The organism is Metabacillus hrfriensis (assembly GCF_030127205.1).
In the GTDB taxonomy this organism is placed as follows: domain Bacteria; phylum Bacillota; class Bacilli; order Bacillales; family Bacillaceae; genus Bacillus_P; species Bacillus_P dongyingensis.
In genome coordinates, this window is record NZ_CP126116.1 from 3,991,515 (window position 1) to 4,012,222 (window position 20,708).

Sequence of the window (20,708 nt, forward strand, 5' to 3'; positions counted from 1 at the left end):
AAATCCCGATTTTTTTCGACAAAAAAAAGGATGAGAGCTGCATACAGCAGTATTCTCATCCTTTTTTACTTATTATCGGTTTAAAGCCTGTTCTTTAAGAGCTTCTGCTTTATCTGTTCTTTCCCATGGAAGGTCAAGATCATTACGGCCGAAGTGTCCGTAGGCAGCTGTTTGTTTGTAAATTGGACGGCGAAGATTCAGCATGTTGATGATTCCTGCCGGACGAAGGTCAAAGTTAGCACGAACAACATCCACTAACACATCTTCCTTCACTTTCCCTGTTTCAAATGTATCGATCGCAATTGATACCGGCTGAGCTACACCAATTGCGTATGCAAGCTGAACTTCACATTTATCAGCAAGGCCAGCTGCTACAATATTCTTAGCTACATAGCGTGCTGCATAAGCTGCAGAGCGGTCAACTTTTGTTGGATCTTTACCAGAGAATGCACCGCCTCCGTGACGAGCATACCCTCCGTAAGTATCAACGATGATTTTACGGCCTGTTAAGCCTGCATCGCCCTGCGGTCCGCCGATTACGAAACGGCCAGTCGGGTTGATGAAGTATTTTGTATCTTCATCAATTAATTCATTCGGTACAACCGGGTTAATTACATGTTCTTTTACGTTGCGCTGAATTTGCTCCAATGAAATTTCAGGGTGATGCTGAGTTGAAATAACAATTGTATCAATGCGAACAGGCTTGTCATTTTCATCATACTCAACTGTTACTTGAGTTTTACCGTCAGGACGAAGGTACGGAAGAATTTCTTCTTTGCGGACTTCTGTTAAACGGCGTGCAAGTTTGTGAGCAAGTGAGATCGGCAGCGGCATTAATTCTTTCGTTTCGTTATTTGCAAAACCGAACATCAATCCTTGGTCACCTGCACCAATAGCTTCAATCTGCTCATCTGTCATTTTTCCTTCACGTGCTTCAAGCGCCTGATCAACACCCATCGCGATATCTGCTGACTGTTCATCAATTGAAGTAAGTACTGCACATGTTTCTGCATCAAAACCATATTTTGCACGAGTGTAGCCAATTTCTTTAACCGTTTCGCGAACGATTTTTGGAATGTCTACATAAGTAGAAGTTGTAATTTCACCAGCAACCAGAACAAGACCTGTTGTAACAGATGTTTCACAAGCTACACGTGCATTTGCATCTTTTTCTAGGATTGCATCTAAAATCGAGTCAGAAATCTGGTCACAAATTTTATCAGGATGACCTTCAGTTACAGACTCTGAAGTAAACAGACGACGTTGTTTAGTCATTAAAGTTTTCCTCCTCAAAAGGTTAGATGATACGGAACTCATTCCCTTTCATATTTTGACCATTTGGCAAAATATTTCAGTTGGCATGTTTTAGGAGAATCCACGAGTACTTTCAGGCAAAATATATTTGAAATAAAAAATCCTTTCCCGCGAGGAAAGGTTATTTACTAAAATCGTAGCCTTTCGCTCTTATCGATCAAGGGCTTTCGCCTTGCATCAGGTTAGCACCTTTGCTCGCAAAAATTCACGAAAATGAATTTTCAAGATAAAGCAGGTTGCTGGGTTTCATTGGGCCTGTCCCTCCACCAGCTCGGGATAAGAGAATCCGTTCAAGGACATATAATATCGTATATTTCCTTCAGGTGTCAACAAAAACTGACAAGGTTTTCGCATAAGATTTTTCAGAACCCTTTTTATATGATTCCACAAAATGCCGAAATAAAAACATTCCTATTATATATGTATCATTTTCATCAAAAACGTTTCTAAAACCGTTCCATTTCATCAATTTGTACGTAGAATAAGTTAAATAGTATAGACTATTCATTTTAATGTGTTATACTAATTAAGAAGAATCACTTAACATATAGTTGAAAATAATAATAGAAATATAGGTAAAGGATGGGTATGGGATGAATTCAATTGAAATTACAAATGAGCTTGATGTTTTACTTAAAGGGGAAAATGCATTTCATAACTTATCAGTTCCCGTTCTTGTAGAGAAAGTATTAGAGCGCAAAGAAGGTACATTAACTTCAACGGGAGCAGTCCGTGCAACAACTGGTACTTACACAGGACGTTCACCTAAAGATAAATTTATTGTAAAAGAAAATTCAACAAATGACAAAATTGAGTGGGGTGCTGTTAATCAGCCTTTCTCTGAAACGGCATTTGAAAAATTGTATTTAAAAGTTCTTTCATACTTAAAAGACCGCAATGAGCTTTTTGTTTTCAAAGGCTTTGCCGGAGCTGACGCAAAATACCGCCTGCCGATTCAGGTTGTAAATGAATTCGCCTGGCATAACCTTTTTGCACAGCAATTATTCATTCAGCCAGAGAGCGGAGATGAGCTGATTCAGCATGATAATCCATTCACGATCGTGTCTGCACCAAACTTTAAAGCAGATCCGTCAGTAGATGGAACAAATTCTGAAACTTTTATCATCATTTCTTTTGAGAAAAGAACGATCTTAATCGGAGGAACGGAATATGCAGGAGAAATGAAAAAATCTATTTTCTCTGTCATGAATTACCTTCTTCCTGAAAGCGGTATCCTGCCGATGCACTGCTCTGCAAATGTTGGTCAGGAAGGCGATGTGGCCCTTTTCTTCGGTCTGTCTGGAACAGGAAAAACAACCTTGTCTGCTGATCCTAAACGCAAATTAATCGGCGATGATGAGCACGGATGGTCAAATGCCGGTGTTTTTAATATCGAAGGAGGCTGTTATGCAAAGTGCATCAACCTCTCACGTGAAAAAGAACCTCAAATTTTTGATTCAATAAGATTCGGGTCAGTGCTTGAAAATGTAGTACTTGATGATGACACAAGAATTGCTGACTATGACGATACCTTCTTTACTGAAAATACAAGAGCGGCCTATCCCCTTGAAGCAATGGATAACATTGTGAAGCCTAGTATTGCAGGCCACCCGCATACGATTGTCTTTTTAACTGCTGACGCATTTGGAGTTCTTCCTCCTATCAGCAAATTAACAAAAGAACAGGCCATGTACCACTTCTTAAGCGGCTATACAAGCAAGCTTGCCGGAACAGAGCGAGGCATTACATCACCTCAGGCTACATTCTCTACGTGCTTTGGCTCGCCTTTCCTGCCGCTTCCTGCTACTGTTTATGCCGAGATGCTCGGCCAGAAAATTGATGAGCATCAGGCAAATGTATTCTTAGTCAACACAGGCTGGACTGGCGGAGAATACGGAACCGGCAAGCGCATGAAATTGAAATATACACGCGCAATGGTTCAATCCGCTCTTGAAGGTGAATTAGACAACGTGGAAACTGTTACAGATGAAAACTTCGGACTGAAAATTCCAATTCACGTTCCTGGTGTGCCGGATGAAGTGCTTCAGCCAGTTAAAACTTGGGACAGCATAGATGCGTATAATGAAAAAGCAAAAGAGCTTGCAGGCAAGTTCAAACAAAATTTCAAAAAGTTCAATCACGTTTCAGAAGAGATTGAAACTCTTGGCGGACCAAAAGTATAACACTCCAAAACTCCAAAAGCTATGCCACACACTGGCATAGCTTTTTTTGATGTATCACAGCTCTCTTGATAAATTGGAAAAGAGCTCAGTTTGAATCATTCTGACGTTTTTCCTTTTTTCAAGGCAGATCCATATGATAAAATTGTATAAAAAAGTAAATCAATCATTTCTTTTAAGGGGGTGATGTTTTGGCGAATTCAGTCCGTTTGCCAGATTCTGCAGCGTCTCATGCAAAGCCCGGCAGTAAAAAGGCGATACTTTGCATGGGGCGGACACTTATTTAAATCGCCCGCATCAGCGTTTGCCTTTTTAAGTACTGCGGCTTTGCACCTTATTTTTACGATTACAAATAAGGGGCTGGCAGAAATGAAATATATGAACGCAAACGCTATTTTACCTGAAGAACTGATTGCAGAAATTCAGCAGTACATTCAGGGAGAGACCATCTACATCCCGAAACCGGAAACAGCTCACTATAAGTGGGGCACCCGGTCCGGAGGAAGAAAAGTGCTCGATGACAGAAACCGTTCGATTAAGCGCAGTTTTAAAAGCGGCAAAAAAATTCAGGAATTAGCTGAAGAATTTTACCTTTCAGCTGAAACAATCAAAAAGATTGTCTATACGAAATAAAAGCAAAAAGCACTGATGATCCAAAAGATGATCAGTGTTTTTTTATAGATAAGCAAATATAAAATTTTGCTCATTGATGTTTAGCTCCATTGCCCAACTCCTCGGCCAGAACAAATCCGCTTTTCTTATGCAGAGTTTGATTCCTATTCATTTTAACCATATAAAATATATAACTGTTCTTTTATTATAGAATTAAACCTTTTACTATTATGGCCTGAATGGAGGATCTTGCAATGGAACCATTTATAAGAAGCGACCAATACAACTATATTAAAGCGCAGACACAACTGCTTGTGAATGGGTATGGAACGGTTAATGACCCAAACGTGTTAAAGGCCTTAAAATCTCTTGCACAGGAAAGGACGTTCATGTTATTCGACGAAATTGGACCTGAAGAGAATGATCTGCTCACACCCATAAATGATGTCAAAGACAAATCTGATGCGGATGTCTTTCTATCTCAAATAAAACCTTTTGTTATTCCATTTAAAAAAGTAACCGAGCAAACTATTAAAAAGCTGTTTCCTAAAGCTAAGAAAATAAAGGCTCCTACATCATTAGAAGAACTGGATTATACTGAAATTTCTTACTTGAGCTGGCATGATAAAGGATCAGGGAGACAATATATAATAGCCCCTCAAAACAATAAGCTCACAGGCTTGCAGGGGACGTTCAACAGCATCAATCAAAAAGGCATCTGTACGATTTGCAACCGGTTTGAAGAAGTTGGGATGTTTACTGCAGAAATTAAAGGGAACGAACCTGGAACTTTCATTAAACGCGGAAATTACATTTGCCAGGACCCTCATAGGTGCAATCAGAATATCACTTCATTGACGAAGTTAAATGATTTTCTGTCCTGGATGAAAAAATAGTTCTTGTAACCAAGGTGATCGTAATGAATGGGGGAGAAAAGAATGAATGAGCTCAATGAATTATTCAGAAAACGAATCGGCTTTCCCGAAAACGCAAAAATCACTTTTCGAGATTTGGACGAAATTCTTGAAAAAACGGCGAAAGCCATTCCTTTTGAAAACTTATGCATCATAGATAACAAGACTTTAGAGATCAGCAAAGAGAACTTAATTTCTAAAATGCTGATCAGTAAACAAGGCGGTCTTTGTTATGAGCTGAATCCCCTTTTTTATTTTTTCCTGATAGAAAATGATTTTCATGCAAAATTGGTCAAAGGGATTGTTTATGATCATGCTGCAAAAGACTGGAGCAGGACCGGCAATACCCACGCTGCCATCCTCCTTATGGAAAATGAACAAACCTATCTAATAGATACTGGGTTTGGGGGAAATCTGCCGCTTAAACCCGTTCCTTTTAATGGTGAAATCATTTCCTCTAAGAACGGGCAATTCAGAATTATGAAGACTCCTGATCTGCAAAAAGATTACTGTCTGGAAATGAAGCTGAAATATAAAGATAAGGAATGGAAAAAAGGATATGCTTTTGATTCTGAAAGCATTTATATGACTGAACTGAACAAAATTCAAGAAATCATCCGTGATTCAGCGGAATCAACTTTTAATAAAAATCGCCTGCTGACAAGATTCACTGAAAATGGAAACATCACATTGACCGACACATCCTTTACACAGTCTGTGAATGGTGAAGTGAAGAAAGAATCAATAGACAAAGCAAGTTTTGAATCACTTGCTGAAAAATATTTTAACATGTAGTAAAACACAAAAAAGCTGCCTGCCGGCAGCTTTTTTCGTATGAATGTTAATTTGTAGATTTCAGTGCAATCAGCTGATAAGTCAGAATGGTTTTAGAATCAGAGAGCTCAAGTTTTTTAATCAGAGCCTGTCCGCTTACTTCCCCTTCTTTTGTTTTTCTGACTTCAACGGGAATCTCCAGCGGATAAATGCGATAGCCCTCTTTTTCGAGAGAAAAAAGATTCTCTTCCAATCGGTTTTCTCTCCCTTTTGTCACGATCATCGTGTTCAATTCTAAAGGCATACCCATCTTAATCACTCCTTTTTCATATACAGTTATTTTAACATATTCATTTAGCCCGATTCCCGATTTTATTGTTTTTTCATCCAAGAAGTCAGCTCTCGTACTACTTTTCTGTTAACGGCAGGAGGAAAATAATGTGTATATTCCTCAAAATACATCGTATCTGCTCTTTTTCCAAGTTCTCCAAGTCTTTTTTCAAGCAGATAAGCATGTTCGACTGAAACGTTTTGATCATGAGCGCCATGAATAATAAGAATTGGAGCCTTTAATGCACCAAGTTCATACAGCGGAGTTCTCCACTTGTATCTTTCAGGATATTTTGAAGGTGTCCCCCCTATAACCCGCTTCATCATTCTACGCAAATCTTCCCGTTCCTCGTATGTAAGAGCCATATCAGAAACACCGCCCCATGTAACTAATGAACGGACCTCAGGATCTAAAATTCCAGCAAAAAGCGCCATTACTCCTCCCCTTGAAAATCCGAAGACATGGATTCGTTCCTTATCAACTTTAGGATGGTTTTTTAAAAGCGTCAGAGCATGCAGCGCATCGTACCTGTCATCTCCGGCGAAGTCTTCATTCCCTTCTCCTCCCTGATTCCCCCGGTAAAATGGAGCCATAACGACAAAGCCTTCTGATGCAAATTGTACAATTCGTCCGGCTCTGACCTTGCCTACATTTTTTATTCCGCCTCTTAAATAAAGAAAACCATCATACTTTCCTTCTTCTGCAGGCTCGGCAAGGAGTCCCTTTACCTTAAGCCCTTCAGAAAAATAGGTAACTAGCTGCAGTCTGATTTTAGGATTAGGCGACGGCAGCAGCTGACGCTCAATTATTGAACCATTATCCATTTCCTTGCACCTCACAAAATCGTTTATGGGCATTCACACATTTTTTTCACAATCATACATTATTTTAGGCGTTACAAAACTGGATACTCATTTTAATATTTTTTGATGGTGTCTGTCACCAAGGAGGATTTCATATGAAAAAAAGGCTCATCGGCTTTGCGGTACTCGCTCTTCTTATCTTTACACTAAGTGCGTGCAATCAAAACAAGCCAGAAAAAATCAGGTTGGCTGAGGTTACTCATTCCATCTTTTATGCTCCTTTATATGCAGCAATGTCTGAAGGTTTTTTTGAAGAAGAAGGCCTGGATGTTGAGCTGACAACAACATGGGGCGGAGATAAAACAATGACAGCTCTTCTCTCAGACGGAGCTGATATTGCACTTGTTGGCTCTGAAACATCGATTTACGTTTCTGCACAAGGCTCTAAAGATCCGGTTATCAATTTTGCCCAGCTAACACAAACAGATGGAACGTTCCTCGTCTCAAGAGAAAAAATCGAGAATTTCAGCTGGGATCAGCTTAAAGGCACTACTTTCCTTGGTCAGCGCAAAGGCGGAATGCCGCAAATGGCTGGTGAATTTGTATTAAAGCAGCAGGGAATTGATCCGCAGAATGATTTAAATCTGATTCAAAATATTGATTTTGCTAATATTCCGAGTGCATTTGCTTCAGGAACCGGCGATTTCGTTCAGCTGTTTGAGCCTACAGCCAGCATTTTTGAAAAAGAAGGCACAGGACACATTGTGGCATCATTCGGAAGTGAATCCGGTAAGGTTCCTTACACTACATTTATGGCAAAAGAAAGCTACTTAAAAGAGGATTCAGAAGCAGCAGAAAAATTCACAAAAGCCATTTATAAAGCACAGCAATGGGTTGAAGAAAACAGCGCTGAAACCATTGCAAAGGCCATTGCCCCGCAATTTAAAGATACAGACCTTGAGATTATTACAACAGTAGTTGAACGCTATAAAGAGCAGGGATCTTTTGCGACTGATCCAATCCTTGATGAGGCGGAGTGGACCAATCTTCAAAACATCATGGAAGAAGCGAACGAATTGCCGGAACGTATTGAACACGAGACTCTGGTTAATACGAAGTTCGCAGAAGACGCTGCAAAGTAAGGAGGTTTCAGCATGTCTTTCTTGACGGTCCAGCATATCCACCATATGTATTTTACAAAAGAGTCAGCAACCCTTGCATTAGAGGATATTGATTTACAAATAGAGGAAGGAGAATTCATCTCCTTTCTTGGCCCGAGCGGATGCGGCAAAACTACTCTGCTGTCCATAATCGCGGGTCTGATTTCACCAACAAAAGGAAGCATTTTAATGGAAGACAGACCAGTCAAAAAGGACTCTTCTGCCATTGGATATATGCTGCAGCAGGATTACCTTTTCCCGTGGAAAACAATTGAAGAAAACATTCTGCTCGGCTTGAAAATCGGAGGCAGCCTTTCAGCAAAAGCGAAAGAGAAAAGCCTTTCCCTTCTAAAAGATATGGGACTTGAGAATGTCGAGAAGAAATACCCCCGGCAGCTCTCGGGCGGCATGAGGCAGCGTGCAGCTCTGGTCAGAACGCTCTCTACAAACCCTAAGCTTCTTATGCTTGATGAACCATTTTCAGCACTTGATTATCAAACGAAGCTAAAACTCGAAGACCTCGTATGGAGCACATTGAAGGATTTCAGGAAAACAGCCCTGCTTGTTACTCATGATATCGGTGAAGCCATCGCTATGAGTGACCGCATCTTTCTTCTTTCCTCCAAACCAGGCAGGATCGCACAAATCTTTCACGTGCCAGAGGAATTAAAGAACCTGACCCCATTTACAGCGAGACAGCATCCCTCCTTTACAGATCTTTTTCAGCACATTTGGAAGGAGCTGGACCGGCTTGATGGAAAAGAATGAATTAAACAGATTGCATGAATCTTATTTAAAAGGCTTGAAAAAAGAAAAAAACTGGGTAAGGTTTTATCAGATTCTTATCTTTATCGCTTTTTTCTCACTATGGGAATTAGCTGGAAAGAGAGAGTGGATTGACCCCCTGCTGTTCAGTTACCCCTCTAAAATATGGAACTTGTTTTTGGAAAAGGCAGCAGATGGATCACTCTTATCAAATTTGAGCGTCACCTTATTTGAAACCGTTCTTGGGTTTATAATCGGCACCCTGTCCGGCACTGTGCTTGCAGCTGTTCTCTGGTGGTCTAAGCGGCTGTCAAATATTCTTGATCCATACTTGGTCATTTTAAATGCCATGCCAAAAGTTGCGCTCGGACCTATATTAATCGTTGCACTTGGACCGGGTTATTTCTCTATTATTGCGATGGGCGCCATCATCTCTATCATTATTACAACAATCGTAGTTTATACGGCGTTCAGAGAAATTGATTCTAACTACCTAAAGGTGCTTCAGACATTTGGCGCTTCAAAATGGCAGATGTTTAAAGAAGCCGTACTGCCCGCATCATTTCCTACGATTATTTCTACCTTGAAAGTCAATGTAGGACTCTCATGGGTTGGTGTCATAGTCGGAGAATTCCTGGTATCCGCAAAAGGCTTGGGCTACATGATTATTTACGGCTTTCAGGTCTTCAACTTCACTCTCGTTCTTCTCTCGCTTATCATTATCGCCTGCTTTGCAACCATTATGTATCAGGCGGTTGAACTGCTGGAGAGAAAGCTGGTTAAGGATGATGAATAGCTCATACGGCCCTGATTGGGCCGTATTTTTATTTTACTGCTGGATTATCAGTTTTAATAGATCCTGTGCCATTTTCATTATTCATATCCCTAGTCTATTTGGCATTTGCTAGAATTGAAGGAAAATGATAGAATTTAACAGAAAGTTCCGATTATTTTACCTCTGTCTCTGGCCTTAACATTTGTTTCTTAAGAAATGATTAGGAGGGGTTGTAATGGAAAAGTCTATTAAATTAATTCCGTACAAAGTTGACAATCAGCTCGTAGAGGCACAGCAAATCCCGGAAGGCGTGGATTTAATTCAAGCCCCCGCATTATGGAGCAAAGGATTTAAAGGGAAAGATGTTTTGATCGCAGTAATTGATACAGGATGTGATGCTCAGCACCCGGATTTAGAGGGCAGAGTAATCGGCGGCCGCAACTTTACCGATGATGATAATGGAGATCCGGAAGTATTTACAGACTACAACGGCCATGGAACACATGTGTCCGGTACGATTGCTGCTATAAATGCTAACTCAGGAGTTATTGGTGTAGCACCTGAAGCTAAGCTTCTTATTTTAAAAGCACTTGGCGGTGAAGAAGGATCAGGTGCCTATGAGTGGATTATTAATGCCATTGAATATGCTATCTCCGAAAAGGCTGATATTATCTCGATGTCTCTCGGCGGACCAACAGATGTGCCTGAGCTTCATGAGGCCGTTCAGAAGGCCGTTCAAAATCAAATTCTTGTTGTTTGTGCAGCTGGAAATGAAGGCGATGGCAACAGCAAAACATCTGAATTTTCTTACCCTGGCTGCTACAATGAAGTCATTTCAGTCGGAGCAATCAGCCTTCAAAGAAAGTCTTCTTACTTTACAAATTCCAATAATGAAATAGATTCCGTTGCACCAGGGGAGAAAATCATTTCTACCATTCCAGGCGGAAAATATGCAGTTTTCAGCGGAACATCAATGTCCGCACCGCACGTTTCAGGCGCTCTTGCATTAGTAAAACTGATGGCTGAGAGTGAATTCGAAAGAAAGCTTTCAGAGCCGGAAATCTATGCACAGCTGATGAAACGCACGATACCACTCGGCTTTCCAAAAAGTCTTGAAGGAAACGGCTTAATATACTTGACGGCTCCAGACCTGCTTGCAGATTTTCTTAAAAAAGAAGATATTGCTTCATCGATTGGAGTATAAGCTCAATATAAAAAGGCTTTCGGTAATCGAAAGCCTTTTTATTTATCATTTATGCCTTTGTAAGGAACCCCATTCATTTTTGCAGCAGAATAAAAATTTGCATGATCACTGTTGAATCTTCTGTCTCGAAGAAAGACAAGCTCTTCTCCATCCTTAAATAACAGCTTCACCTGCCAGTTAACCGCCTCATCATCTGATTCTTCCGTGATAATTTCTTTAACGTCCTTCCATTCGTAGCTAGTTTCAGCAAAAGACCATGGTTTGCTGAATTTAATTTCATCATAAGTCACCACTTTATAGTGATCTGTTCCAAGTCCCATCCCAATAAACCCAATAAGAGTTAACAGCAAGGCAGCTTTCCATAATTTTTTTTGATTCAAATACATCAAAAAACTTGCAAGTGCGATCATTCCAATTGATATTCCGTACATATACAGCACAAGCTTCGGCGTTTGGATTGCAGCAGTATTCATTGTGTGAAATAAAATGTTATGAATGGTATACGGAACAATCAGGATCACAAAAAAACTTGAGACGACTAATACTAAAGAAATGGCCATCCAAATGTATCTTGGTTCACTGTGAGTCATTTTTTAATCCCCCTGCTTTCATCTCCTCATTAATATTACTATATTTTCCAATGGACGTTTTATTTTTTAAACAAAAAAAATCCCGGCAACCAATACCGGAATCATACCACATATTCAGCCAGGACTTTCTCCAGGCTCTTAACCAATACATCATCTTTCATAATAAAGCTGAACTTCCGATTCCTCCCGATATCCTCAGGCAGTGCTGCAAATAAGATTGGTCCTTTAGTCTCAAGATAGTCGGATTGGGGGGTAATCTCGCCAATTTCTGCGTAATAGATGTTTTTAATAATGGTTTTTTCTTTTCCGAGCACCTTATACTGACCTATATATCTTAGTTTTGATACAGTTGCTCCTGTTTCTTCTTTTACTTCTCTTAACGCAGCATCATCAGGACTTTCTGAGTTTTCGACCTTGCCGCCGGGAAATTCATATCCGCGGTCTCTATGAATCGTAAGCAGCCACTGATCCCCATACCGGCAAATGACCCAAACATGCTTAGGTTCTTTTGAGAATGGATATTCTTCAAAAGACAGATGAACTTCATTGTGATAATAATCTTTAAATCGAAACATTTTCTATCCCTCAATTTCTATGTGTCCATAAAAATCTTATCACAATGAAAGAGTTTGTATAAGACCTATTGTTGTTCTTCAATCTTTTTTAAAATTCCCTGGGAGCGAATGTGATTCTTGGCTTCTTCGTCTCCAAGCTGATAAATCATTTCATAAATTTTATAATTCGTTTGATCAATTGCATCATTCTGCCTGTCATAATGATATTCTAAATACGGTACATGGGCTCTGAAGAAACCCTGCCAGTCAGATGAATACACCTGATCAAAATACTCTCTGAGCGATGTAATTTCTTCTTCCGTCGCTTCAATCTTATAATCCCACGGAGCTGACGTGCTCAGCTGTGATATTTCACCGTTCGCAACCGTTACATAATAAGTTTGCTTCGTATCTGACATTTCCTAAAAGCACCCCTTTACTTGTCCATTGTTTATTTTTTTCCTATTCGTGAACAAATTATTCGGCACTCATTTTTTAAACAATTGCTCAATAAACTCTAAAATCCTAATTAAAAACTTCGGGACAGGCAGCTTCACATTATGAGCATTTCTTAATATGCGAAGAGCTTCGAAAACAATATAGAAGCAGATCGTTCCATCTCGCAGTAGATAGTTCGTATTAAGTACCAAGTCAATTAAATTTGCAACAGCCACGACTGAAATGATGATAACCTTTGCACCAAGTCTTGAAATCGAATTTCTAAGCAAATTTCCAGTATTGGTCAGCGTCAGGGCATCAGCCAGAATAAATGTGACTAACTCAATGAACATTAACGACAGCAGAATTAAAAAAATTTCATGAAGCTCGCCAACTATGAAGGTGAGCACGGAAAAGTAAATTGAAGTAAACATTAGTAAGCCCATTTCTGGACGAGACATCTTCTTGCCTTCCTTTCAAAATTAATAGAATCCATATATCTTATGTTTCCTGTCCCTCTTTGCTCTAGCAGATACCCCGCAGTAAAAAAATGTACTGAATAAGCCAGGGCAAAGCACATAAAAGACCGGTCCATTATACACGGACCGGTCTTTTATAGCAGTTAAGCCTTTTTATCAATCTAAGATCCAAGAGATGGTTGAATTGGAAGTGATGACTTTGTAAAATCCTCCATCATGTTTGTCACAGCCTGCGTGGCCATTTGTCTATGGAGCAATTCTTAATGTTTTCTGCAGCTCGCTGACCTGCCCTTATTGAACTTAGCGTCATTATTACCCTTCTCTCTATTTTATCATCGGCGGACGGCAAGGAAAATCTACTAGTTATTTTGGTATTCTTTGACGCACTTTTTTCATAGTGGAGGCGATTTTTCAGTTCTATCACCGCTTTGAAAACACTTTATTTAGAGTATAAAAAAAGACTGCCCTGCGGCAGCCTCATTTTCCCAAGAATGATTTCAGCATCCAGTTATGCTTTTCTAAGCTTTGATGAATAGCAAGGAGCATGTCTCCTGTTGTTTCATCGCCGACCTCATCTGCAAGATCCATACCTTCTTTCAGTTCATCGGCAACTTTTGAAAAGTCATCATAGACTGTTTTCACCATTTGCTCTGCTGTTTCTTTGCCTTCTGCTTCGCTTACTGTGGAAAGCTCAAGACATTCTTTTAGAGTCGCTACAGGCTCTCCATCAAGTGCTAATAGACGTTCTGCAAGTTCATCAATATGAACATGTGCTTCATTGTACAGCTCTTCAAATTTTTCATGCAGTGTAAAGAAGTTTTGACCTTTTACAAACCAATGGTAATTATGTAATTTTTCATATAAAACAGTCCAGTTAGCTACTTGTTTATTTACTGTTTGCACTAATTTATCAGACATTTTCAATCTCCTCCTTGTGTACTTATAAATTACCCCTTTTAAGAAAAAATAAAACAGCTTACTGTCGGATTTCTGATACAATTATGGTATACAGGGGGAGATTATCACATGTTTTATATTTTTGCGATCTGCATTATTATTATTATTATTGTGCTGGTGCTTAGTGTTCTGACTACGTCAAAAGCTTATAAATACGAGCATAAGATTGATCCTCTTCATAAAGAAGAAAACACACAGGAATCAGATTCTAAACAACATAACAAGTAAAACGTCTGACATGATCAGGCGTATTTTTTTTTGGAATTTAAAAAGAAATCATGATAAAAGGACGATCATTTCGACAAAATGATTGACCATGCTCAATATTAAACAGCATCCTTTGCAGCCTAAAAGTCACTACTGTTTTCCAAATCCTTCAAAATGGATAATAATCTTATAGCAATAGGTTTATTCAACCGCCTCAAGAGCAAGAAATATGACGAATAATATTCATTTTTCCCATATTCTTTATAATATAATGAAAATTAAGAAAACAAAGGGGGTTATAAATAATGACATTGAAGAAAGTTATTTTTGCAGGCATCTTGACTATTTCACTTTGTGGTTCTGCCGTATTTGCAGGGGCTGCACAAACAGGACAGGCTCAGACACTTGAGAAAAAATACATAGTTATCTTCAAAAACGAGGCTAATTTACCGTCTGGGTATAAAAAATTAGTAGAAGATGCTGGAGGAAAAATAAGCAGCACGCTTGAACATGTTGGTGCAGTAGAAGTTACTTCTGCAAATCCTGAATTTTTAACAGAAGTTAAAAAATCCTCCCAGATTGCTGAGGCAGGCATTCAGAACAAGTTGTACCCTGAGACACCTGCAGTTGAAGCAGAATTAACGCTCCAGGAAGCTGAAACAGTACAAGCAGATCTGTATGAGACGCTTCAATGGGATATTAAGCAGGTTACAGACAACGGCGCCTCATGGAAACTTCCAGGCGGTACTGGAAAAGCAGCTGCCGGAGAAGATATTGTAGTAGGCGTCATTGATACAGGGATTGATTATACTCACCCTGATTTAAAAGAAAACTACGCATACGGAAAATCTTTTGTACCGGGTCTTACAGATCCTAAAGATGAAAACGGACATGGCACACACGTTGCCGGATCGATTGCAGCTAAAGGAAGAACAATGGGTGTCGGGCCTGATTTAAAAGTAGCTGCATACCGTGTATTTGGACCAACAGGAGGAGCTGAAACCGCTCATATCGCTGAAGCCCTTATGGCTGCTGCTGATGATAATGTAGATGTAGTAAACATGTCCTTGGGCGGTTACGACTGGTACCAAAATCCTGAGTTCGCTACTAAAGATATCGTTGCTGATGTCCAGCTCTTTAATCGTGCAATTAAGTATGCCATTCAAAAAGGCGTAACAGTTGTAGGCTCTGCGGGCAACAACGCAGTTGATATCAGCAGTCCGGGCAAACTCTCTGGTGATGATAATGGATCTACTCACAGAAGCCCGAGCAGCCAGAGCATGATTCGTGTTTCAGCTGGCGGAAAGCTTAAAAACTTGGCTTTCTACTCAAACTATGGATTCGGGAAAATTGACGTGATTGCTCCAGGCGGTGATTTAGGGCCGAATTACAATCCAAGTACCGGGGCAGGCAGAGATAATACTTATCTATGTTTAGCCACTGTACCTGGAGGATACGGCTACAAAGCAGGTACATCAATGGCAGCTCCTAAAGCAGCTGCACTTGCAGGAGTTATCATCGCAAAGCATGGAAAGGATCAGCTCTCTCCGGCTCAAGTAAAGCACATTGTTCAATCTTCTTCTATCGATTTATTTAAAAATGGATATGATGGTGAAGCAGGTCATGGATTAATCAATGCTGTAAATGCTCTAAAATAAGATAAAAACCAGCAGGGAAATTAAAATCCTGCTGGTTTTTTCTATTAATATTTCTCATACACATAAGGTTCTTTTGGCTGCTCAATTTTTTCAATAGATTGGATCTCTACATTAGGAAGAACCCAGTCCTGGTATTGCACACTTTTAATGATACCGGAGACTTTCACCCACTCATCCTGCTGATATTTCTCTCCATCATCAATCGAAGCAAGCGTTCCATATACAGATGCATCGGCAACACAGCACGATAGTCCGAATCGTGCTACCACGAATTGATCTTCTTTGAAGTCTTCTTCCCGATAAACAAATCCGAGCATTTCTACTTCCTTACCGGCAAACTTTTCAGGGTTTTTATCCATAATGTTTGTCATGGCAATGTAATTCTCTTCTGTTAAAACAATTTTTTTCATTTTCAGCATTTTTGCTTCCAGCTCTTCATAGAACCCGTCTGGAGGAGCTTGGATTTGGAATTCGTCTGGATGTTCAAGAGGCACATCTGGACTGGATTCCGGCGATTGAGATTTTTCTTGAACCCTCTCTTCAAGCTGCTTCATATATTCATCAGGATCCTGTAAATAAAGCTCGGCTAAATCCTCATCCATTGGAGGCTCTTCTCTTTTTGCCGTTTCTTGAGACCCGCTTAACCCTGATTTAAAACCGCGTTTTGCGGCAATCGAACTGTCTAAAACCACATCAGGGAAGACAAAACCGGTCACAACCGGGAAAACAAACATGGAATAGATCATAATCGATTGAATCGGCGTACTTTTCCCCGAATGATCAAAGCCGCAATTGCAGTATAATTCTTCTTCATTTTTACTGCCGCTTCTCCAAATCTGCACAACACCCAAAAGCAAAAAGATGATCACTGCAAAATAGATAAATGGCAGCATGCGGGGAGCAATAAAATTTTGAATATCTCCCGTTATGATCAGCTTAAATAGGAGCATCGTAAACCCCATTAAGATAATTCCGCGCAGGTAGATGTGAAAACGGTAATCTCTTTGTTTTTCCATTGCTTTAGGATTCCCTCCTTTATAATATAAACTGCTGGTACACTAAGACGGACACATAAACGGCAGCCGTTACTATCCCGATAAATGCTGCAACGAACTTCACTCTGAAAAAGGCAAACAGCATGATTGTATTCTTTAAATCGACCATTGGACCGAACACGAGAAAAGCAAGCAGCGAGCCTGGTGTGAATGTTCCTCCGAATGAAGCGGCAACAAACGCATCAGCTTCTGAACAAAGCGAGAGAATATAAGCGAATGCCATCATTATTGCTGGTGATAAAAAGTAGCTCGAACCTAGTTCTGCAAGCATAGACCGATCCAAGAATGTCTGGAAAACACTCGCAATAAATGCTCCCAGAATCAGATATTTTCCCATTTCGAAAAACTCATCACTTGCATGGAAAAGTGTTTCCTTAAATTTGTTCCCGCCTTTAACAGGCTCTGCTCCTGCACTTCTTCCAACCAATTCTTCTCTTGTCCACTTCAGCTGATCGCGGTTTTTAAAAAGTAGATACACAACGAATCCAACCAAGATGGAAACGACAAATGCGAGTCCCATCCGGCCGTAAACAATTTCTTTTGAAGATTGGAAAGCATAATATGTAGATGCAAAGACGACAGGATTTAATATCGGAGCGGCAACTAAAAAGACAATTCCGACATGAAGGGGCATCCCCTTTTTAATTAAGCGTCTGACGATTGGGACAATCGCACACTCGCAAACAGGAAAAATAATGCCGAGCAGGGCCGCGGGAAAAAGAGCAATAATTGCGTTCTTCGGCAGAAACCGCTGAATCATCTCCTCTGATACAAACGATTGAATAAGAGCCGATACAAAAACACCAAGCAAAATAAAAGGGATGGCCTCAAGCACGATACTTAAGAAAATGGTATTCAAATTCAGAAATGCTTTTGGTGCATCAATCTGAAAATCTCCGAAATCTATGAAAATAAAAAGATAAATAAACAATCCTATTAATGCAAGAGCAAATGACTCTTTCACAATAGAAGAGGCTGGTTTTTTCATCATAAAACTCCAATCCTATTCTTTTCTTCTAGCATTATATCATACGGGACTTGTCCTTAAATTATGCAAATTCAGTGAAAAATTTATTCTTGCCGAATTGTGAAAATCATTCGTGATACTTGCCTTAACACTTCTATTTTAAACATTTTTAATTGCCGTTACCTATCTTTGTAAAGTATACTCTCTATTATTGAGGCACTTGAGAGGAGATCATCCATGATTAGAGAGATAACATTACCGCCGAAAAAAGAGAGACATAGACTCTTTGGTTCCGTTGAACCAGGTTTAAAGACGAAACCCACCGAAAAAGACAAAATGCCAGATCTGCAAAATTCAAAAAAAGATTTTCTTTTTCATATAAATGCAGTTGGAATCAGCAATGTGAAATATCCCGTTCGTATCATATCTTCATTAAGTCCAAAGGAACAAACGACCGTTGCTTCCTTTAAAATGACATCATCCATTTCTTATGAAGCTAAAGGCACAAACATGAGCCGATTTACAGAGCAGCTTGAGAAGTACCGATTAAATGGAGGTTTCACTCTTTCACTAACAGAGCTGTATGATTTTACAAAAGAGCTTGCCGGACGCCTTAAACAAAAGGATGCTGAAATAGAAGTTACCTTTCCATGGTTTTATGAGCGAAAGGGACCAAGCTCTGAGCTTGCCGGCTTGAACCATGCAACGGCAGGCTTAAAAATTAAGTATGAAGAAGGAAAAGGGTTCACATCCAGCGCAAAGCTTACTTGCGCCGTAACAACTCTTTGTCCATGCTCAAAAGAAATCAGTGAATACAGTGCCCATAATCAGCGCGGGTTTATCACGATGGATGTAGAATTCACAAAAGACTTTCGCGAGGAACAGGACTGGAAAGAAGCGCTGCTTGCTGCAGCAGAAACAAATGCAAGTGCCATGATCCATCCCGTCCTAAAGCGTCCTGATGAAAAAATGGTAACAGAAACAGCCTATGAAAATCCTCGTTTCGTAGAAGATATGGTGCGATTAGTAGCAGCAGACCTTTATGAGCTAGATTTTGCGGCTGCCTTTCATGTCGAATGCCGAAATGAAGAATCCATTCATCTACATGATGCAGTTGCCGAGCTTTCTTATCGAAAATAGTAAAAGGCGGGTGATCATGCATCACCCGCCTTTTCCCTACCAGCTAGCTTTTTTCACTCCCGGGAGCTGTCCTTTGTGGGCATATTCTCTAAAAGCAATTCTTGAAAGCTTAAACTTGCGTATATATCCCCTCGGCCTTCCTGAGATTTCACAGCGATTCTTCAAGCGAGTCGGGGAGGAATCACGCGGGAGCTTCCTTAAAGCCTCCAAATCCCCCTCCTCTTTCAGCTGTGTTCTTAGTTCTCTATATTTTTCAACCATTGCCTGTCGTTTCCGTTCTTTCACTGCCTTTGCTTTCCTAGCCAATCTCCTCTTCCTTTCATTTATCAGGATGTTATGATAAAATAAATCGTAATGGTTACTATTTATATAATAAACCATCTTTTCTTTAAAAACAAATTTTCTGGTTTTGTTTTTTTCATTTGGTGATATATATAATAGGAACCATTTTCGGCCTATAAGAATTTTGGAAGAACTTGCTTTGCTTACTAAAAGCAAGTATGATTTAGTTGAGAATGATTATCATGATCATTTATATTGAGGTGAACTTTTCTTTATGAAAACAACGATTCATGGAGCTGCTGAATCAAGGAAAAATGAATTAATTGAACAGCTGCTTGATATGGGGATATATAGAACGGCAGAAGGCCAGCTTTATGAGCTCTGCGAATCTAAGCTTGAAAAGGAATTCAGCGACAGAATGCAGCGAAAGGGGATTAACGGATGAGAATTAAAAAAAAATCATTTAAGGAACTGGTTGAAGAAAATAAGCAAACCATTTTAAATGACAAAATCCTGCTTGATAAAGTATACGAAAAAATTGATTTAAAGCAGAGTGTGAAGAAATAGACCCCTCTGCATCAAACGCAAAAAATCCGCACATAGCGGATTTTTTGCATGAATCATTATCTTATGGAAACACGACAGTCTTGTTTTCATAAACGAGCACTTTATCATCTAAATGCCAGCCAACCGCTCTTGAAAGAACAAGCTTCTCGACATCTCTTCCAATTCTCTTTAAATCCTTAATCTGATAACGGTGACTGACACGTTCGACATCCTGTTCGATAATCGGACCCTGATCTAGCTCTTCTGTTACATAGTGCGCAGTAGCACCGATGATTTTCACACCGCGGTCATATGCTTGATTATACGGTTTTCCGCCGACGAATGCCGGGAGAAACGAATGATGAATATTGATGATTTGATTTTTATACCTCTCAATCATAACAGGCGGTATGATTTGCATGTAACGCGCAAGCACAACTGTATCCACATGGGCTTCTTCAAGTAAAGAAAGATGGCGTTTAGCCGCTTCCTCCCTAGTATCCTTTGTTGCAGGTATATGATGATACGGAATGCCGTATGGCTTCACAATTTCTCTCATATCATCATGGTTGCTGACTACCATTGAGATTTCCGCAGACAGCTCTCCAAGCCGGAAACGCTGAAGAAGATCCTGCAGGCAATGATCTTCTTTAGAAACAAAAATGGCAATTTTCTTTTTATCGCTGGCACAGGACATGCGCCATTTTATATGAAACGGTTCTGCTGTTTTTTCAAATCGGGTTCTGATCTCCTCAATCTTATCTTCAATCCCAAGCAGCTGGAATTCGATTCTCATAAAAAACAGACCGCCTACAGGATCTGTTGAATGCTGATCCGAATGAATAATATTGGCTCCCTCATTTGCCAAAAAACGTGAGACCGCAGCCACAATTCCAGGCCGGTCCTCACATGAAATCAATAATCTTCCTATCATGATAAGCTTCCTCCTAATCCGCATTGTGTATCTCTTATGCGGACATATGTACAAACAATGAGAACAGTA

General features: G+C 39.9%; 25 protein-coding genes and 1 riboswitch. Of the genes, 13 read left to right on the forward strand and 12 right to left on the reverse strand.

The window, feature by feature from the left end; translation table 11 throughout:
• Window positions 1-72: 72 nt before the first annotated feature.
• A complete protein-coding gene (gene metK, locus QLQ22_RS19830; RefSeq protein WP_284015393.1) occupies window positions 73-1,275 on the reverse strand; it encodes a methionine adenosyltransferase in 1,203 nt (400 codons plus the stop codon).
• A gap of 186 nt (window positions 1,276-1,461) precedes the next feature.
• Window positions 1,462-1,597, reverse strand: a riboswitch (SAM riboswitch).
• Window positions 1,598-1,907: 310 nt separating this feature from the next.
• Here metK and pckA point away from each other — a divergent pair.
• From pckA to QLQ22_RS19850, 4 genes are all read left to right on the forward strand, one after another.
• Window positions 1,908-3,497 carry a phosphoenolpyruvate carboxykinase (ATP) gene (gene pckA, locus QLQ22_RS19835; RefSeq protein WP_284015394.1) on the forward strand — a complete coding sequence of 530 codons (1,590 nt, stop codon included), beginning with the start codon at window positions 1,908-1,910 and terminating at the stop codon, window positions 3,495-3,497.
• Window positions 3,498-3,863: 366 nt separating this feature from the next.
• Window positions 3,864-4,127, forward strand: coding sequence for a CD3324 family protein (locus QLQ22_RS19840; RefSeq protein WP_223443613.1), 264 nt, complete (start codon window positions 3,864-3,866; stop codon window positions 4,125-4,127).
• A gap of 233 nt (window positions 4,128-4,360) precedes the next feature.
• Window positions 4,361-5,002 carry a FusB/FusC family EF-G-binding protein gene (locus tag QLQ22_RS19845; protein WP_223437427.1) on the forward strand — a complete coding sequence of 214 codons (642 nt, stop codon included), beginning with the start codon at window positions 4,361-4,363 and terminating at the stop codon, window positions 5,000-5,002.
• Between the two features lie 42 nt (window positions 5,003-5,044).
• Window positions 5,045-5,815, forward strand: coding sequence for an arylamine N-acetyltransferase family protein (locus QLQ22_RS19850; RefSeq protein WP_223437429.1), 771 nt, complete (start codon window positions 5,045-5,047; stop codon window positions 5,813-5,815).
• Between the two features lie 46 nt (window positions 5,816-5,861).
• Here QLQ22_RS19850 and QLQ22_RS19855 read toward each other — a convergent pair whose 3' ends face one another.
• Both QLQ22_RS19855 and QLQ22_RS19860 read right to left on the reverse strand, forming a co-directional pair.
• Entirely contained in the window at window positions 5,862-6,104 is a 243-nt protein-coding gene (locus tag QLQ22_RS19855; protein WP_223437431.1) for a DUF2584 domain-containing protein, read from the reverse strand.
• Between the two features lie 62 nt (window positions 6,105-6,166).
• A complete protein-coding gene (locus QLQ22_RS19860; protein WP_223437433.1) occupies window positions 6,167-6,949 on the reverse strand; it encodes an alpha/beta hydrolase family protein in 783 nt (260 codons plus the stop codon).
• Between the two features lie 134 nt (window positions 6,950-7,083).
• Between QLQ22_RS19860 and QLQ22_RS19865 the strand changes: the two genes are divergently transcribed.
• From QLQ22_RS19865 to QLQ22_RS19880, 4 genes are all read left to right on the forward strand, one after another.
• Window positions 7,084-8,070, forward strand: a complete 987-nt coding sequence (locus QLQ22_RS19865) for an ABC transporter substrate-binding protein (RefSeq protein WP_223437434.1) — start codon at window positions 7,084-7,086, stop codon at window positions 8,068-8,070.
• A 12-nt stretch (window positions 8,071-8,082) separates the two neighbouring features.
• A complete protein-coding gene (locus tag QLQ22_RS19870; RefSeq protein WP_223437436.1) occupies window positions 8,083-8,856 on the forward strand; it encodes an ABC transporter ATP-binding protein in 774 nt (257 codons plus the stop codon).
• Window positions 8,843-9,649 (forward strand): ABC transporter permease, encoded by an 807-nt coding sequence (locus tag QLQ22_RS19875; RefSeq protein ID WP_223437438.1) that lies wholly within the window; start codon window positions 8,843-8,845, stop codon window positions 9,647-9,649. The genes QLQ22_RS19870 and QLQ22_RS19875 overlap by 14 nt, the downstream gene beginning before the upstream one ends.
• Before the next feature lie 214 nt (window positions 9,650-9,863).
• The gene (locus QLQ22_RS19880; protein ID WP_223437439.1) at window positions 9,864-10,832 is read left to right on the forward strand and encodes a S8 family peptidase; all 969 of its coding nucleotides are present in this window, start codon (window positions 9,864-9,866) and stop codon (window positions 10,830-10,832) included.
• A 38-nt stretch (window positions 10,833-10,870) separates the two neighbouring features.
• On the opposite strand, the gene QLQ22_RS19885 is transcribed toward QLQ22_RS19880, so the two are convergent.
• The 5 genes from QLQ22_RS19885 to QLQ22_RS19905 form a co-directional block, all read right to left on the reverse strand.
• Complete coding sequence (locus tag QLQ22_RS19885; RefSeq protein ID WP_223437441.1) at window positions 10,871-11,422, reverse strand: hypothetical protein; 552 nt, start codon at window positions 11,420-11,422, stop codon at window positions 10,871-10,873.
• A 101-nt stretch (window positions 11,423-11,523) separates the two neighbouring features.
• The gene (gene ytkD / locus QLQ22_RS19890; RefSeq protein WP_223437443.1) at window positions 11,524-11,997 is read right to left on the reverse strand and encodes an RNA deprotection pyrophosphohydrolase; all 474 of its coding nucleotides are present in this window, start codon (window positions 11,995-11,997) and stop codon (window positions 11,524-11,526) included.
• 65 nt (window positions 11,998-12,062) lie between these two features.
• Complete coding sequence (locus QLQ22_RS19895; RefSeq protein ID WP_223437444.1) at window positions 12,063-12,395, reverse strand: hydrolase; 333 nt, start codon at window positions 12,393-12,395, stop codon at window positions 12,063-12,065.
• Between the two features lie 69 nt (window positions 12,396-12,464).
• Complete coding sequence (locus QLQ22_RS19900) at window positions 12,465-12,875, reverse strand: phage holin family protein (RefSeq protein ID WP_223437446.1); 411 nt, start codon at window positions 12,873-12,875, stop codon at window positions 12,465-12,467.
• A gap of 495 nt (window positions 12,876-13,370) precedes the next feature.
• Window positions 13,371-13,811: a Dps family protein gene (locus tag QLQ22_RS19905; protein ID WP_223437447.1), complete on the reverse strand. Its 441-nt coding sequence runs from the start codon at window positions 13,809-13,811 to the stop codon at window positions 13,371-13,373.
• Window positions 13,812-13,919: 108 nt separating this feature from the next.
• Between QLQ22_RS19905 and ytzI the strand changes: the two genes are divergently transcribed.
• Window positions 13,920-14,078, forward strand: coding sequence for a YtzI protein (gene ytzI, locus QLQ22_RS19910; protein WP_223437449.1), 159 nt, complete (start codon window positions 13,920-13,922; stop codon window positions 14,076-14,078).
• 284 nt (window positions 14,079-14,362) lie between these two features.
• Window positions 14,363-15,715 (forward strand): S8 family serine peptidase, encoded by a 1,353-nt coding sequence (locus QLQ22_RS19915; protein ID WP_284015395.1) that lies wholly within the window; start codon window positions 14,363-14,365, stop codon window positions 15,713-15,715.
• A gap of 44 nt (window positions 15,716-15,759) precedes the next feature.
• Here QLQ22_RS19915 and QLQ22_RS19920 read toward each other — a convergent pair whose 3' ends face one another.
• Together QLQ22_RS19920 and QLQ22_RS19925 are read right to left on the reverse strand one after the other, a co-directional pair.
• Complete coding sequence (locus tag QLQ22_RS19920) at window positions 15,760-16,731, reverse strand: TIGR03943 family putative permease subunit (protein ID WP_284015396.1); 972 nt, start codon at window positions 16,729-16,731, stop codon at window positions 15,760-15,762.
• A 19-nt stretch (window positions 16,732-16,750) separates the two neighbouring features.
• Window positions 16,751-17,758: a permease gene (locus QLQ22_RS19925; RefSeq protein WP_284015397.1), complete on the reverse strand. Its 1,008-nt coding sequence runs from the start codon at window positions 17,756-17,758 to the stop codon at window positions 16,751-16,753.
• A 216-nt stretch (window positions 17,759-17,974) separates the two neighbouring features.
• On the opposite strand from QLQ22_RS19925, the gene folE2 reads away from it, so the two are divergent.
• The gene (gene folE2, locus QLQ22_RS19930) at window positions 17,975-18,877 is read left to right on the forward strand and encodes a GTP cyclohydrolase FolE2 (protein WP_223437455.1); all 903 of its coding nucleotides are present in this window, start codon (window positions 17,975-17,977) and stop codon (window positions 18,875-18,877) included.
• 36 nt (window positions 18,878-18,913) lie between these two features.
• On the opposite strand, the gene rpsN is transcribed toward folE2, so the two are convergent.
• Window positions 18,914-19,183 carry a 30S ribosomal protein S14 gene (rpsN, locus tag QLQ22_RS19935; protein WP_275976719.1) on the reverse strand — a complete coding sequence of 90 codons (270 nt, stop codon included), beginning with the start codon at window positions 19,181-19,183 and terminating at the stop codon, window positions 18,914-18,916.
• Window positions 19,184-19,433: 250 nt separating this feature from the next.
• Here rpsN and QLQ22_RS19940 point away from each other — a divergent pair, with 250 nt between their 5' ends.
• Window positions 19,434-19,604, forward strand: a complete 171-nt coding sequence (locus QLQ22_RS19940) for a Fur-regulated basic protein FbpA (protein WP_223437459.1) — start codon at window positions 19,434-19,436, stop codon at window positions 19,602-19,604.
• Window positions 19,601-19,726 carry an FbpB family small basic protein gene (locus QLQ22_RS19945; protein WP_223437460.1) on the forward strand — a complete coding sequence of 42 codons (126 nt, stop codon included), beginning with the start codon at window positions 19,601-19,603 and terminating at the stop codon, window positions 19,724-19,726. The genes QLQ22_RS19940 and QLQ22_RS19945 overlap by 4 nt, the downstream gene beginning before the upstream one ends.
• A 61-nt stretch (window positions 19,727-19,787) precedes the next feature.
• Here the strand turns inward: QLQ22_RS19945 and purU are convergent, their stop codons facing one another.
• Window positions 19,788-20,639 (reverse strand): formyltetrahydrofolate deformylase, encoded by an 852-nt coding sequence (gene purU / locus QLQ22_RS19950; RefSeq protein WP_223437462.1) that lies wholly within the window; start codon window positions 20,637-20,639, stop codon window positions 19,788-19,790.
• Window positions 20,640-20,708 lie beyond the last annotated feature (69 nt).

Bases quoted from the DNA above. Each gene is read 5' to 3' on its own strand.
- QLQ22_RS19870 (WP_223437436.1), top strand. From the start codon at position 8,083: ATGTCTTTCTTGACGGTCCAGCATATCCACCATATGTATTTTACAAAA.
- QLQ22_RS19845 (WP_223437427.1), top strand. From the start codon at position 4,361: ATGGAACCATTTATAAGAAGCGACCAATACAACTATATTAAAGCGCAG.
- QLQ22_RS19855 (WP_223437431.1), bottom strand. From the start codon at position 6,104: ATGGGTATGCCTTTAGAATTGAACACGATGATCGTGACAAAAGGGAGA.
- QLQ22_RS19925 (WP_284015397.1), bottom strand. From the start codon at position 17,758: ATGAAAAAACCAGCCTCTTCTATTGTGAAAGAGTCATTTGCTCTTGCA.
- QLQ22_RS19860 (WP_223437433.1), bottom strand. From the start codon at position 6,949: ATGGATAATGGTTCAATAATTGAGCGTCAGCTGCTGCCGTCGCCTAAT.
- QLQ22_RS19945 (WP_223437460.1), top strand. From the start codon at position 19,601: ATGAGAATTAAAAAAAAATCATTTAAGGAACTGGTTGAAGAAAATAAG.
- QLQ22_RS19880 (WP_223437439.1), top strand. From the start codon at position 9,864: ATGGAAAAGTCTATTAAATTAATTCCGTACAAAGTTGACAATCAGCTC.
- ytkD (WP_223437443.1), bottom strand. From the start codon at position 11,997: ATGTTTCGATTTAAAGATTATTATCACAATGAAGTTCATCTGTCTTTT.
- QLQ22_RS19865 (WP_223437434.1), top strand. From the start codon at position 7,084: ATGAAAAAAAGGCTCATCGGCTTTGCGGTACTCGCTCTTCTTATCTTT.
- ytzI (WP_223437449.1), top strand. From the start codon at position 13,920: ATGTTTTATATTTTTGCGATCTGCATTATTATTATTATTATTGTGCTG.
- metK (WP_284015393.1), bottom strand. From the start codon at position 1,275: ATGACTAAACAACGTCGTCTGTTTACTTCAGAGTCTGTAACTGAAGGT.
- QLQ22_RS19875 (WP_223437438.1), top strand. From the start codon at position 8,843: ATGGAAAAGAATGAATTAAACAGATTGCATGAATCTTATTTAAAAGGC.
- QLQ22_RS19850 (WP_223437429.1), top strand. From the start codon at position 5,045: ATGAATGAGCTCAATGAATTATTCAGAAAACGAATCGGCTTTCCCGAA.
- QLQ22_RS19940 (WP_223437459.1), top strand. From the start codon at position 19,434: ATGAAAACAACGATTCATGGAGCTGCTGAATCAAGGAAAAATGAATTA.
- QLQ22_RS19885 (WP_223437441.1), bottom strand. From the start codon at position 11,422: ATGACTCACAGTGAACCAAGATACATTTGGATGGCCATTTCTTTAGTA.
- QLQ22_RS19895 (WP_223437444.1), bottom strand. From the start codon at position 12,395: ATGTCAGATACGAAGCAAACTTATTATGTAACGGTTGCGAACGGTGAA.
- pckA (WP_284015394.1), top strand. From the start codon at position 1,908: ATGAATTCAATTGAAATTACAAATGAGCTTGATGTTTTACTTAAAGGG.
- QLQ22_RS19905 (WP_223437447.1), bottom strand. From the start codon at position 13,811: ATGTCTGATAAATTAGTGCAAACAGTAAATAAACAAGTAGCTAACTGG.
- QLQ22_RS19920 (WP_284015396.1), bottom strand. From the start codon at position 16,731: ATGGAAAAACAAAGAGATTACCGTTTTCACATCTACCTGCGCGGAATT.
- folE2 (WP_223437455.1), top strand. From the start codon at position 17,975: ATGATTAGAGAGATAACATTACCGCCGAAAAAAGAGAGACATAGACTC.
- purU (WP_223437462.1), bottom strand. From the start codon at position 20,639: ATGATAGGAAGATTATTGATTTCATGTGAGGACCGGCCTGGAATTGTG.
- QLQ22_RS19900 (WP_223437446.1), bottom strand. From the start codon at position 12,875: ATGTCTCGTCCAGAAATGGGCTTACTAATGTTTACTTCAATTTACTTT.
- QLQ22_RS19915 (WP_284015395.1), top strand. From the start codon at position 14,363: ATGACATTGAAGAAAGTTATTTTTGCAGGCATCTTGACTATTTCACTT.
- QLQ22_RS19840 (WP_223443613.1), top strand. From the start codon at position 3,864: ATGAAATATATGAACGCAAACGCTATTTTACCTGAAGAACTGATTGCA.